At 43.8% G+C, this 12,036-nt stretch carries 11 protein-coding genes and 2 pseudogenes; 1 reads left to right on the top strand and 12 read right to left on the bottom strand.

Annotation, left to right across the window (positions count from 1 at the left end; translation table 11 throughout):
* Positions 1 to 241: 241 nt before the first annotated feature.
* The 6 genes and pseudogenes from AC3WTF_RS04555 to AC3WTF_RS04530 all read right to left on the bottom strand — a co-directional run bounded on the left by AC3WTF_RS04555 (position 242) and on the right by AC3WTF_RS04530 (position 3,838).
* Complete coding sequence (locus AC3WTF_RS04555) at positions 242 to 1,375, bottom strand: Rap family tetratricopeptide repeat protein (RefSeq protein ID WP_014418617.1); 1,134 nt, start codon at positions 1,373 to 1,375, stop codon at positions 242 to 244.
* Positions 1,376 to 1,667: 292 nt separating this feature from the next.
* On the bottom strand, positions 1,668 to 2,105 hold the full coding sequence (locus AC3WTF_RS04550) for a terpene synthase (RefSeq protein WP_129003190.1): 438 nt from the start codon (positions 2,103 to 2,105) through the stop codon (positions 1,668 to 1,670).
* Between the two features lie 132 nt (positions 2,106 to 2,237).
* Positions 2,238 to 2,374, bottom strand: a pseudogene (locus tag AC3WTF_RS04545) (peptidoglycan-binding domain-containing protein); the annotation flags it as partial.
* Between the two features lie 184 nt (positions 2,375 to 2,558).
* The gene (locus AC3WTF_RS04540) at positions 2,559 to 2,969 is read right to left on the bottom strand and encodes a YjdF family protein (RefSeq protein ID WP_015240369.1); all 411 of its coding nucleotides are present in this window, start codon (positions 2,967 to 2,969) and stop codon (positions 2,559 to 2,561) included.
* 162 nt (positions 2,970 to 3,131) lie between these two features.
* Positions 3,132 to 3,247: pseudogene (locus AC3WTF_RS04535) on the bottom strand (N-acetylmuramoyl-L-alanine amidase); the annotation flags it as partial.
* A gap of 126 nt (positions 3,248 to 3,373) precedes the next feature.
* Positions 3,374 to 3,838: a DUF441 domain-containing protein gene (locus AC3WTF_RS04530; protein ID WP_003152447.1), complete on the bottom strand. Its 465-nt coding sequence runs from the start codon at positions 3,836 to 3,838 to the stop codon at positions 3,374 to 3,376.
* 97 nt (positions 3,839 to 3,935) lie between these two features.
* On the opposite strand from AC3WTF_RS04530, the gene ytvI reads away from it, so the two are divergent.
* A complete protein-coding gene (gene ytvI, locus AC3WTF_RS04525; protein WP_012118167.1) occupies positions 3,936 to 5,051 on the top strand; it encodes a sporulation integral membrane protein YtvI in 1,116 nt (371 codons plus the stop codon).
* Positions 5,052 to 5,082: 31 nt separating this feature from the next.
* Here ytvI and AC3WTF_RS04520 read toward each other — a convergent pair whose 3' ends face one another.
* From AC3WTF_RS04520 to ystJ, 6 genes are all read right to left on the bottom strand, one after another.
* On the bottom strand, positions 5,083 to 5,466 hold the full coding sequence (locus AC3WTF_RS04520) for an FxsA family protein (protein ID WP_012118168.1): 384 nt from the start codon (positions 5,464 to 5,466) through the stop codon (positions 5,083 to 5,085).
* 110 nt (positions 5,467 to 5,576) lie between these two features.
* A complete protein-coding gene (gene pyk / locus AC3WTF_RS04515; protein WP_007408069.1) occupies positions 5,577 to 7,334 on the bottom strand; it encodes a pyruvate kinase in 1,758 nt (585 codons plus the stop codon).
* A gap of 39 nt (positions 7,335 to 7,373) precedes the next feature.
* Positions 7,374 to 8,333 (bottom strand): 6-phosphofructokinase, encoded by a 960-nt coding sequence (gene pfkA / locus AC3WTF_RS04510; RefSeq protein WP_007408068.1) that lies wholly within the window; start codon positions 8,331 to 8,333, stop codon positions 7,374 to 7,376.
* A gap of 191 nt (positions 8,334 to 8,524) precedes the next feature.
* A complete protein-coding gene (gene accA, locus AC3WTF_RS04505) occupies positions 8,525 to 9,502 on the bottom strand; it encodes an acetyl-CoA carboxylase carboxyl transferase subunit alpha (protein ID WP_020956193.1) in 978 nt (325 codons plus the stop codon).
* The gene (accD, locus tag AC3WTF_RS04500) at positions 9,487 to 10,359 is read right to left on the bottom strand and encodes an acetyl-CoA carboxylase, carboxyltransferase subunit beta (protein WP_492314201.1); all 873 of its coding nucleotides are present in this window, start codon (positions 10,357 to 10,359) and stop codon (positions 9,487 to 9,489) included. Before accD ends, accA begins: the two co-directional genes overlap by 16 nt.
* A 328-nt stretch (positions 10,360 to 10,687) precedes the next feature.
* A complete protein-coding gene (gene ystJ, locus AC3WTF_RS04495) occupies positions 10,688 to 11,920 on the bottom strand; it encodes an NADP-dependent malic enzyme (protein WP_047936020.1) in 1,233 nt (410 codons plus the stop codon).
* Positions 11,921 to 12,036 lie beyond the last annotated feature (116 nt).

Genomic DNA, 12,036 nt, shown 5'->3' with positions numbered 1-12,036 from the left:
ATGCAGCAGCCGCAGCCCCGCCTAAAAAGAGAAAAAACGAAAATACATGATAAAAAAAGATGCAGCCCTAAAAAGGCCACATCTTTTTTTGTTTCGAAATCATGTTTGCAGTCGCGCAGCTAGTTGTATTACCTCGTTATCAGTTTTGGCTGCATTATGATGAAGATGAGTCGTGTTTCCCACAAAAGCAATTACACCGAACGTAATAGCGAAAGCAGAGACAGAGAAACAAATTGCTTTTTTAATATTCATACAAACAATCCCCCCGCTGTATTTGAAGTTGAGACTCCACCATCTTATCATAAAAAATTGTAGCCATTTCAAAGTCCTTCATTCCTTTGAAAAAGTTTGCTGTTAAAAGTGTCAACTCTTCGACATACGAATACATATGAATATTTTCAAGCTTACTTAAAATTTCTACAAGGCTGTCTTTGTTAATCGGTTCAGCAAATAAAACATATAAAAACTCTGTTAATAAGCAAAACAAATTGTCGTCATATTTTACTGCTGTTTTTAAACCTTCTTTTAAAGCTTGGCCTGCCGCGGCTGTTTTCTTTTGCTTAAATAATACTATGGAAAGTGAATAATATGAATGGGGCAGAGTTCTCAATTTCATTTCTTCACCAATCACAATTGCTTGTCTCAAATACGCTTCGGCCTTTTCTTCTTGTCCCATGTAGTGATAACTTTCACCCAAATTATAAAGAGCAGAGGAAATCAACCTTTTATGACCAAATTCTTGCGAAAGCTTCAAGGCTTCTTCAAGATGCTGTAATCCTTTTTCGTAATGTTTAAAATCAAGATAATTACCCACAATTACAAATAAACTTTGAATTTTTCGGACGGTATAAAGCGGGTTTCGATCATAAATTTCTAACGCTTTTAGAATATGATGCATAGATACGTGCGTTTGTTTCATATTATAATAAGCCTCTGCCAACTTAAAATGAAACTCAGCTTGTTCTATTTCATCAGAGACATGATGAATTTCCATCTCTGCTTTACGATAAAAATTAATTGCTTCTACATACTGCTTCTGATCAAATTCGTACATTCCGCGAAAAAAATGTGAGTAATATTTTAAGAGGCCGGTAAGTGTTTTTTGTGGTTTCTCAATCTTCTCAAGTAGTTCTGTGGTGGTTGGCCTATCAGTCCTATACTTTATTTCTGGGTTTAAATAATCTAGCATAAGTTGATGACGAAAAGTCATGAGAGAGTAATAAATAAGTAAATATTCGTCTTCTTCCATTTCTTTTATTTCGTGTTCCACTTCGGCTTTTAAAATTTCCGCGTCTGGCACACTAAATTGACGAATCATCTTGTACCACTCGTTAATTTTAACGCCTACATGTGAAGACGGTAATACTTGGTCCATGCATTCATTCCCCTCCTCCTCTTTTGATTTATTTTCCACTAATTTCTTATTTTCTGTAAACGAAAAAATACCGCAATTTTCCTAATTAACCGAAAATAACAAAAAATTGATAGCGATTTTGGAAATAGAACATCCATGACAATAAAGCACTTATATACACCCCTTGCGCGTGCTGAACTTACGATTTTCGTCAAGTGTATTTATGCTATAAGAGAAACTAGAAGTCTATTTTTCGCCTTAAAAAGGAGTACAGAAATTATCTTCTGTACTCCTTCAAAATCTAAATAAGAAATCAATCTTGAGATAAATAAATCCAATTTATATCGTCAAATTCTTTGATAACATAATCTGATCCTATACTACGTAAAATTCTATTAAAAAAAATGATGTCATCTTCATCATCGTAATCATATAAATTCTTTTGAACATATTCTTTAATAATAAAATTCGTTAAATTTGTATGATTAACAAATTCAGAAAAGTAAGATCTTATAAAAATTGAATTATCTTCATTTAATTTTTCATCATTAACAATTGAAATCTTAAAAACGTTTAAAATCGCATTAATATCTTTTTCGTCCATATAACACAGTGGTTCTAATTTTTTGTCTTCTTCTGTAAATGGCTTTCGAGTATCTTCAATTATTACGTAAGATAAAATGTTACCATCTTTCAGCACACGAAAAACTTCTAAATCACGTAATTTTAAAGCTCTATTAAGTGATAGCATTATTTCCCCCTACCCAAATATTAGAATCCAAATACTAACCTTAGATTCTTTAGTAATTTACCTACTGTTACACCTATTTAAAGCTGTTCAATAATATACCAATCCAACTATATTTAGAAATTTTTTCGTTCTTTATCTAATTTTTCCTGTTTCTTTAACGCTGATTTTCATCTTTGTCTTTGGCCAATAAATGCCGTCAGCAGTCATGCCGCACATGGACTGGAATCGTTTGACTGCATTTGCGCTGTTTTCGGGCTGTAAATATCCTCATCAAACCGTTCATCAATTGAAACTGACTCATTTACTGATGTAAGTGATTTTAAATAAATGGCAGAAAAACCCTCCTCATCTCGAGAAGGGCTCTGACTTATACTTTTTTTCTCTAAATCAGTCCGAAGAAACTAACTGATGCCGCTCAACTTTTCAATCGAAGGGCTTCATCGGGCTCTCCAACTATTTTCCCCTATGCTTTTCTTTTGCTTTTTGTTTTCTGATTAAATATTTTTGTTCCTTTATTTTTTCTCTTTGTTTTCTATTCAGTTGTTTTTTCTTTTCCTTTCTTGCTTCAAGCTCCTGTTTTATCGCTTTTTGTGCCTTAGTTGATATCCCGATATTTTTCATCTCTTTAGAAGCTTGTCGTTGCAATCTTTTTGGGTTTAATTTCTTAGATTTTGCTTTAACACAAACCCCTTCTTGTTCAGTGTGGGAGAGAGTCTGTAAAAGTTGATTATTAACAAAATGCATTATTTCTGAATCCTTTGGCTCTTGTCCAAACAAATGACGAATTGCTCTTAATTTCCCATCATTCACAACTTCAATGACTCCTACCCAAAACTGACCATCGTAGTAAACCGTTAATTTCATAACGATTCCCTCCTCCTAAATTTACTGAAGAATGATGGACATCCCGAGGAGGGGAAGGTTACTGACATTTTAAATCATGCATCCGGACTACCAACCGAATTGTGTTTTTTCATTCTCATTATAAATGTAACAAACTTTCAAATTGAAGGAAAGGGTCTCCGCTTATTTTAACAACACTTCAAGTTTTGCTTTGGTATCAGGCCCATAAATCCCATCAGCTTTTAATCTACTGCAATCGCTGTTTTCACTCCATGTGCGCCGTCAATCCCGAAGTTCTTTGTTACATGGTAAGCCGCTTCATTCATCGGAATAATGCAAATGGCATTTGTCTGAACTACAAAATGCGAAGGTGCAAACTCTAATTTTCTCCACAAAAAAAAGCAGCTTTACGCCGCTTTTTTACTTTACGAAGTGAATATTTTAACGATTTGCATGGCCAAGTAGGCGATTCCGGCGCCGATTAACGGGCCGACGGCGACGCCTCCGAAAAGCGCGACGGCAAGTATCGTGCCGATGACCAGCGCCGTTGTAATATGAGGGTCGTTTTCCAATAAGGTGAGACCGTTTTTGGCGATTAAGGCAACCGCGATCCCGGCACCGAGAGCGATCCACGCATAATATGATTTCATCGCTTCTCCGAGCTGTTTAAAACCGATATCACCTGTGGCAATCGGCACTAAAACGGCGATTGTAATGACGGTGACTCCCCAGTTGATGCCTTTTGACTGAATAACCGGAAATAGTTTCTGATCAAGACCGACAGCTTTTATCACAATGAGAAAGCCGACGGCAAAAAGCAATGACTGATTTTTGGCTACCAATGCGATGGCCAGCAATAATAGTAAAAATAAATTCGCCTGTGTAAACATCCTGAAAGCACCCTCTTTCATCATATCTGTATTCATATCCTTTTTTTTGACGAATAAACTAATGTAATAGGACGTGCCGACCGAGAGGAGGATCGATGTGAATCCGCACTATGCAACTGTTTTTTTCCGCGCGCTGTTTGTACTCGCTGCGGCCGGCGGCGCTTTAGCGGCCGGTTACGCCTCATTTCCGTTAACTTATCCGTTTCTGATCGCCCTTATTCTGTCATCAGCGATCATTCCCGTTGTTGACTGGCTGGACAAACTGACGGGGATGCCCCGGTCAGTCAATACAGTCATTGTCCTGGTCTTCTTTTTGCTTATTCTTCTTGGCGCGGCGACATTTCTCGTTGCGGAAATCATTTCGGGAACCGCCTATCTGGCCAAAACGCTCCCTCCTCATATCAGCGCCTTTATGACGTATTGTGAAGAGCTGTTCACTTCCCGCATTCAGCCATTGTACCACGAGCTGACCGTCCTATTTAACGGGCTGGAAACCAACCAGCAAGCATCCATCGTGACGCATATTCAGACCCTCGGTGATACAGCCGCTAAAAATGCGGGGCTGATGCTTTCACATCTTTTGGAGCTGGTGCCGAAATGGATTGCCTTCCTTCCCAATACAGCTGCCGTCTTCATTTTCGCAATGCTGGCGACTTTTTTTATGACAAAGGACTGGCATAAGCTGAAGGCGCTGCTTTATTCCATTCTTCCGGAACGGGTTTCAGCAAACGCCAAGGCCGTATCGGGAGAGCTGAAAAAAGCGATGGCAGGTTTCATTAAGGCGCAGGCCGTGCTCATACTTTTCACGATGATCATTGTCTTTATCGGACTTTTTCTTTTAGGGATTGAGCATGCGGCAACCATCGCCTTTTTTATCGGCCTGGTGGACCTTCTCCCGTATCTCGGCGCCGGGTCGGTCTTTGTTCCCTGGATTATGTATTTGGCCATTGCCGGTCAGCTTCCTCAAGCGATCGGTCTCGGTGTTTTATATATTGTGGTTCTTATCCAGCGCCAGCTGACGGAGCCGAAAATTTTAAGCAAGTCAATCGGACTTGATCCGCTTGCGACCTTAATCGCTCTGTTTGCCGGCTTTAAATTGTTCGGAATTTTAGGACTGGCTGCGGGGCCCGCGCTGCTCGTTTTCATTCAGGCCTTTATCACAACGGGCGCTTTAAAAGAAATATGGGCCTATATTACTGTTCAGTCCAAATAAAAACAGCAGCCCTGTAAGAAGGCTGCCGTTTTTATTTGATAATGATCCGCTTGTTTTTTGACATTCCTCTCAGCCATTTGAACAAAAGCGGCTTCATGCGGTTCCGAGTGAACGGAATCAGAAGACAGGCCCCTGCAATATCGGACAGAAAACCCGGAAGCATCAAAAGCAGGCCTCCGAAAAAGACGCATATTCCGTCAAGAAGCGCTTCCCCCGGCATTTTGCCGTGCTGCAGGTCGCGCATCACCCGATGATACACATCGGTTCCCTGTCTTTTTGCCACCAAGGCGCCTAACACGCCTGTCAAAATGATGAGAAGGAAGGTCGGAAAAATACCGAGCCATTTTCCCGCCAGCAGAAACAAACCGATTTCAATTGCCGGACACACGATAAACAGTAAGAATAACACTCTCATTTTTCTGCCCTCCTGCCCTTCTAAAAGCGCGTCACCGCCCGCATGGGAATAGGAAAATCAACCTAAAGACAAAAGAGAAGGGAGAACCCCCCTCTCTTTTTTAAAGCTGTTTAAAGAACGCTTGCGCGGCCTTCATACACAGCGCCGCGGGCAGCGTCAACTGTGATAACCTGTCCTTCTGTTAAAACTGAAGTTGCGTTCTCCAGACCGACGATAACCGGAATGCCCAAGCTTAAACCGACAACGGCTGCATGGCTTGTCAGACCGCCTTCTTCAGTGATGAGCGCTGATGCTTTTTCAAGTGAAGCGATCATGTCGCGGTCAGTGCTTGAAGCAACCAATACTGCGCCGTCTGTCATTTTTTGTTCAGCTTCTTTCGCATTTTTTGCAACAACGACCGGACCGAATGCAGATTTGCGTCCGATGCCTTGCCCTTTCGCGATAACGCTGCCGACAGTGTGGACTTTCATCAGATTCGTCGTGCCTGATTCACCGACAGAACCTGCTGTAATGACAATCAGATCACCGCGTTTCACGATGCCGCTGTCAAGTGATTTTTGAACCGCGTCTTCAAGCATTTCATCGGTTGAATTCGCGTTTTGGCCGCTTGCCGGGAATACACCGAATACAAGACCGAGTTTGCGTGATACAGACTCATTAACCGTAACGGCTACAATCGGAGCCTGCGGACGGTATTTCGCGATCATACGCGCCGTATGGCCGCTTTCTGTAGGGGTAACGATAGCTGCCGCACTCAGATTGATCGCCGTGTGCGCAACTGATTGGCCGATCGCATCGGTAATCGTCATGCCGACCTGATCTCTGCGTTTAGACAGAATTTCTTTGTAGTTCAGAGATTCTTCCGTGCGTGTGGCGATGTTAAACATTGTTTGAACCGCCTCGACAGGATATTGTCCCGCAGCCGTCTCACCGGAAAGCATGATAGCGTCTGTGCCGTCGAAAATGGCGTTGGCAACGTCACTTGCTTCAGCGCGTGTCGGACGAGGGTTGCGCTGCATGCTGTCAAGCATTTGTGTCGCAGTAATAACCGGTTTGCCGAGCGCGTTGCATTTTTTGATCATTTCTTTTTGCACGAGCGGCACTTCTTCGGCCGGAATCTCTACGCCGAGGTCTCCGCGCGCTACCATTAAGCCGTCAGATACTTCCAGGATCGCGTCCAGGTTGTCCACGCCTTCCTGGTTCTCGATCTTAGGAATGATTTGAATGTCAGACGCGTTATGCTCTTCAAGCAGTTCGCGGATTTCAAGGACATCCGTAGAACGGCGTACAAATGACGCAGCGATGAAATCAACGCCTTGCTCGATACCGAATACGATGTCTTTGGCGTCTTTTTCAGTAATTCCGGGAAGGTTGACGCTGACGCCGGGAACGTTTACGCCTTTTTTATTTTTCAGCGTGCCGCTGTTTAAGATTTTTGTTTTGATTTCGTGTTTTTCCGGATTTGATTCTAGCACTTCCAATCCGATTAAACCGTCATCCAACAGGATGATAGACCCTGCTGACACGTCGTCTGCCAGGCCTTCATAAGAAACTGAGAATTTTTCAAGCGTTCCCAGCACCTGTTTCGTAGAAACGATAATTTCATTTCCCGCCTGAAGCTCAAGCGCGCCGTTTTCCATATCGTGCGTGCGGATTTCCGGACCTTTCGTATCGAGGAGAATCCCCACGTTTTTGCCGAGCTTTTTGCTTGCTTCTCTGATGTTTTTGATTCTTGCGCCGTGCTCTTCGAAATCACCGTGTGAAAAATTCAGACGAGCAACGTTCATACCCGCTTCCATCAATTTTGTCAGCATTTCTACACTTTCACTGGCCGGACCGATTGTACAAACGATTTTTGTTTTTTTCAACTCGTTCACTTCCTTCTGAAATCTTCAGCTTCTTCCGCCTTAAATAGACAGTTCTTTTGAAAGCTGATACATGTTTGGTTCAACAGTATGTTTTGATTCTAAAATTTCTATAATATCATGGTCTACAAGCTTGTTGTTTTGTATACCTACGCAGCGTCCGCCTTTTCCTTTAAGCAGAAGCTCAACCGCGTAAGCGCCGAGGCGGCTTGCAAGAACCCGGTCAGAAGCGCTTGGAGATCCGCCGCGCTGGATGTGCCCTAAAACGGATACCCGTGTTTCAAGGTTCGTTTCTTCTTCGATGCGTTTTCCGAATTCAACCCCGCTGCCTACCCCTTCTGCAACGATGATGATACTGTGTTTTTTGCCGCGGTCGTGCCCTCTCTTCAAACGGCCGATAATTTCCTGCATATCGTAGTCCGCTTCAGGAATTAAAATTGATTCCGCTCCGCCTGCAAGACCTGCCCATAAAGCAATGTCGCCCGCATGGCGCCCCATCACTTCAATAACGTATGTACGCTCATGAGACGTAGCGGTGTCACGGATTTTATCAATCGCATCAATTACGGTGTTTAACGCCGTATCAAATCCGATCGTAAAATCAGTTCCCGGGATGTCATTATCTATCGTACCCGGTACACCTACACACGGAAACCCGTGTTCCGTTAATTTTTTCGCACCCATGTATGAACCGTCTCCGCCGATGACGACAAGACCTTCAATGCCGAGTTTCTTTAAATTTTCGATTCCTTTTTCACGGCCTTCAACTGTTTTGAATTCAGGACATCTGGCCGTATACAGCTTTGTTCCGCCGCGGTGGATGATGTCACCGACCGAACCAAGCTCCAGTTTCTCTATTTTTCCGCTGATTAATCCTGAATAACCGTTATAAATTCCGTACACTTCGACGTCGTGGTAGATAGCTTTCCGCACAACCGCGCGCACCGCAGCGTTCATACCCGGGGAATCCCCGCCGCTCGTTAAAACTCCTATACGCTTCATTTCCTATTCACCTCAGCAACATATATATGTTAAACATATCATGATCATTGCCCTAAAACAATGAAAAGGGACGCCTGAGCTCCCATGAAACCTTACCTATTATACAATTAAATAAATTGTTTTTAAATAAAATTTAAGGAATATCACAAAAATCACAAAAAATAAACGTGAGCCATAGGCTTCACGTCTATTCAGTTTACCCCGATATATTGATCCTCAACCGAAACTTTCCCGATTGCTTTATATTTTTCATATCGCTGTGAGATCAATTCTTCGGCGTTCAATTGAAGAAGAGATTTTAACGTTTCTTTAAGTATACCGTCAATGTAGCCCGCCTGCTGCTTGATATCATGGTGAGCTCCGCCCTTCACTTCTTTAATCATATCATCAATAATTCCTAATTCTAATAAATCGGGCGCAGTAATCTTCATGGTTTCGGCCGCTTTTTTCGCAAGGCTGGAGTCTTTCCACAAAATGGATGCGGCTCCTTCAGGAGAAATAACGGAATACGTCGAGTTCTCAAGCATCAGCATGCGGTTGCCCACACCTAACGCAAGCGCGCCTCCGCTGCCGCCTTCCCCGATGACGATACAAACGACAGGCACTTTCAGGCCGGCCATCTCGAACAGGTTCTTGGCGATGGCTTCACTTTGTCCCCGTTCCTCCGCCGCTTTACCCGGGTACGCTCCCTTCGTGTCGATGAAGCAGATAATCGGGCGGTTGAACTTATCCGCCTGCTTCATGAGACGAAGCGCTTTGCGGTAGCCCTCAGGGTGAGGCATCCCGAAATTGCGGACAAGGTTTTCTTTCGTGTCTTTTCCGCGCTGATGTCCGATAACGGTGACCGGCATGCCGTGATATTTGGCGACTCCGCCGACAATCGCCGCATCATCTCCGTATGTTCTGTCTCCGTGGCACTCAAAAAAGTCGGTAAACAGGTATTGAATGTAATCAAGCGTCGTCGGCCGGTCGGGAAGGCGTGCGATCTGCACTCTGTCCCACGGCTTCAGGTTTTTATAAATCTCATCCTGAAGCTTGCTGAGCCGGTCTTCAAGCCTTGCGATTTCAGCGCTTAAATCCATCTCCGAATCTTGGGTGAATTTTTTCAGTTCGGCGATTTTCGTCTGCAGTTCAATCACTGGTTTTTCAAATTCTAATCTTGCAGCCACTCATGCTCACCTCCTGTTTGGTGCATGTCCAGCAGAAATGCGAGTTTGTCTTTCATGTCGTTTCGGTGAATCACCGCATCAAGCTGGCCGTGCTTTAATAAAAATTCCGCCGTCTGGAAATCTTCCGGCAGTTTTTCCCCGATCGTCTGTTCAATAATACGTCTTCCGGCAAATCCGATCAAGGCGCCCGGTTCAGCGAAATTATAATCACCGAGAGACGCGAAACTGGCCGATACGCCGCCTGTCGTCGGATGGGTCATGACAGAAATAATCAGTCCCTGCTCCTCACTGAACAGTTTTAATGCAGAGCTTGTCTTGGCCATTTGCATAAGGCTTAAGACCCCCTCCTGCATACGTGCGCCGCCTGAAGCGGTAAAGATGATAAACGGGACTTTTTCCTCTTTTGCTTTTTCAATTGCAAGCGTGATTTTTTCGCCGACAACCGAACCCATGCTGCCCATTCGGAATGTTGAATCCATGATCGCGATCACGGCCGGGAATCCGCTGATGGTTCCTTTTCCGGTAATCACCGCTTCATTCAGCGATGTTTTCTCACGGTCTTTTTCGATTTTTTCTAAGTATTCCGGGAAACCGAGCGGGTTTTCAGATATCATTCCCTGGTTGAATTCTTCGAATGAATCTTCATCCAGGAGGCTTTCAATGCGCTGCTTTGCATTCATCGGGAAATGGTGCCCGCAGTTCATGCAGACGCGCAGGTTTTTATCTAACTCTTTTGTGAGCATGATTTTTTTACATTTGGAGCACTTTGTCATAATGCCTTCCGGAACATCATGTTTTGCCTGCTCAGACGGCACGGAAGCATATTTTTTCTTTTTTGTGAATATATCCTTTAACAAATGATTACCTCCCTTTTGTGAAGGGTTCTCTTCACTGCATGTCTTCCGATTAGATAGACTTAATAATAACTTTACCGAAACTATTGTACTTTTTTTGTCAAACGGTGTCATCCTCCATTCGACATTTTTTGCTGCAAAACAGACGGAAACGGACGGATTTCATACCGTAAAAAGCGTTGTTCAGCCTTATCTGTCAGCGTTTTCAAAAGAAATAAGGATTCTGCTGAAATTTTTTTAAGACCTGCCCTTAAAAAAATGCCAGCAGTCCGTATATTGAACAGCAGCGCGTTGTTTTTTTCCAACGCGCTGCCATTTCATTTTTGTGTTATTATTCGCCGATAACCGTGAGCTGTCTTGTTTTTTCAGCCACTTCCTCAGGATCGACCGTAATTCTGGCGACGCCCGTTTCCATCGCTGCTTTCGCAACAGCTTTCGCAACGGCAGGAGCCACACGTTTGTCAAATGGAGCCGGGATGACATAATCAGCGCTTAATTCTTCCTCTGAAACAAGGGAAGCAATCGCTTCAACCGCAGCAATTTTCATTTCTTCGTTGATGTGAGTCGCGCGAACGTCAAGCGCCCCGCGGAAAATTCCAGGGAATGCCAGAACATTGTTGACCTGGTTCGGGAAATCAGAACGGCCTGTTCCGATTACGCTTGCGCCGGCTGCGCGCGCGTCTTCAGGCATGATTTCCGGATTCGGGTTGGCCATTGCGAAGATAATCGGATCTTTCGCCATGCTTTCCACCATTTCTTTCGTCAGCGCGCCTTCGACTGATACGCCGATAAAGACGTCTGCATCTTTAATGACATCCTGCAGCGAACCGTCGTTGCGGTCTTGGTTTGTAAACTTCGCCACTTCGTTTTTCACTGCGTTCATGCCGGCCGGACGCCCTTCGTAAATCGCCCCTTTAGAGTCGCACATTACGATGTTGCGTACGCCGAAATGGTAAAGAAGCTTGATGATCGCGATGCCTGCCGCTCCCGCTCCGTTTGCCACAACTTTAATGGATGACATGGATTTTCCTGATAATTTCAGCGCGTTTACAAGTCCGGCAACGGTTACGATGGCAGTGCCGTGCTGATCATCGTGGAAAACCGGAATGTTTGTTTCTTTTTTCAGGCGCTCTTCGATAATGAAGCAGTTCGGCGCCGCAATATCTTCAAGGTTGACACCGCCGAATGTCGGTGCAAGCAGCTTTACAGTGTCAACGATTTTGTCCACATCGTTTGTGTCAAGCGCGATCGGGAATGCATCCACGCCCGCGAAACTTTTGAACAGCACCGCTTTCCCTTCCATGACCGGAAGTGAAGCTTCAGGCCCGATATTACCGAGACCGAGAACGGCTGATCCGTCTGTTACGACTGCTACCATGTTCCCCTTCATTGTATAATCATATACTTTGTTTTTATCGTCATAAATCTCTTTACAAGGCTCAGCTACTCCGGGAGAGTAGGCAAGGCTTAAGTCGTCCGCGTTTCTGACTTCTACCTTTGCTTTTGATTCCAGCTTTCCTTGATTTACTTTGTGTAAATGTAACGCTTCTTCTCTTAATGACATTCTAAACACTCCTTTTAAGTACTTTGTTACATATTCTGCCGCATAGACTGGTACAATCGCTGGAGGTGAAAAATTTCAGAATCTTTAAATAAGATAGCACAATTGTTTCAATTGTA

It is taken from the genome of Bacillus sp. EB106-06-01-XG163, assembly GCF_058791615.1.
Note: the sequence above shows the minus strand (reverse complement) of the source record. Positions and strands in the feature narration are given on the sequence as shown.

Bases quoted from the DNA above. Each gene is read 5' to 3' on its own strand.
- ystJ (WP_047936020.1), bottom strand. From the start codon at position 11,920: ATGTCATTAAGAGAAGAAGCGTTACATTTACACAAAGTAAATCAAGGA.
- pfkA (WP_007408068.1), bottom strand. From the start codon at position 8,333: ATGAAGCGTATAGGAGTTTTAACGAGCGGCGGGGATTCCCCGGGTATG.
- AC3WTF_RS04520 (WP_012118168.1), bottom strand. From the start codon at position 5,466: ATGAGAGTGTTATTCTTACTGTTTATCGTGTGTCCGGCAATTGAAATC.
- AC3WTF_RS04555 (WP_014418617.1), bottom strand. From the start codon at position 1,375: ATGGACCAAGTATTACCGTCTTCACATGTAGGCGTTAAAATTAACGAG.
- AC3WTF_RS04550 (WP_129003190.1), bottom strand. From the start codon at position 2,105: ATGCTATCACTTAATAGAGCTTTAAAATTACGTGATTTAGAAGTTTTT.
- AC3WTF_RS04540 (WP_015240369.1), bottom strand. From the start codon at position 2,969: ATGAAATTAACGGTTTACTACGATGGTCAGTTTTGGGTAGGAGTCATT.
- AC3WTF_RS04530 (WP_003152447.1), bottom strand. From the start codon at position 3,838: ATGTTTACACAGGCGAATTTATTTTTACTATTATTGCTGGCCATCGCA.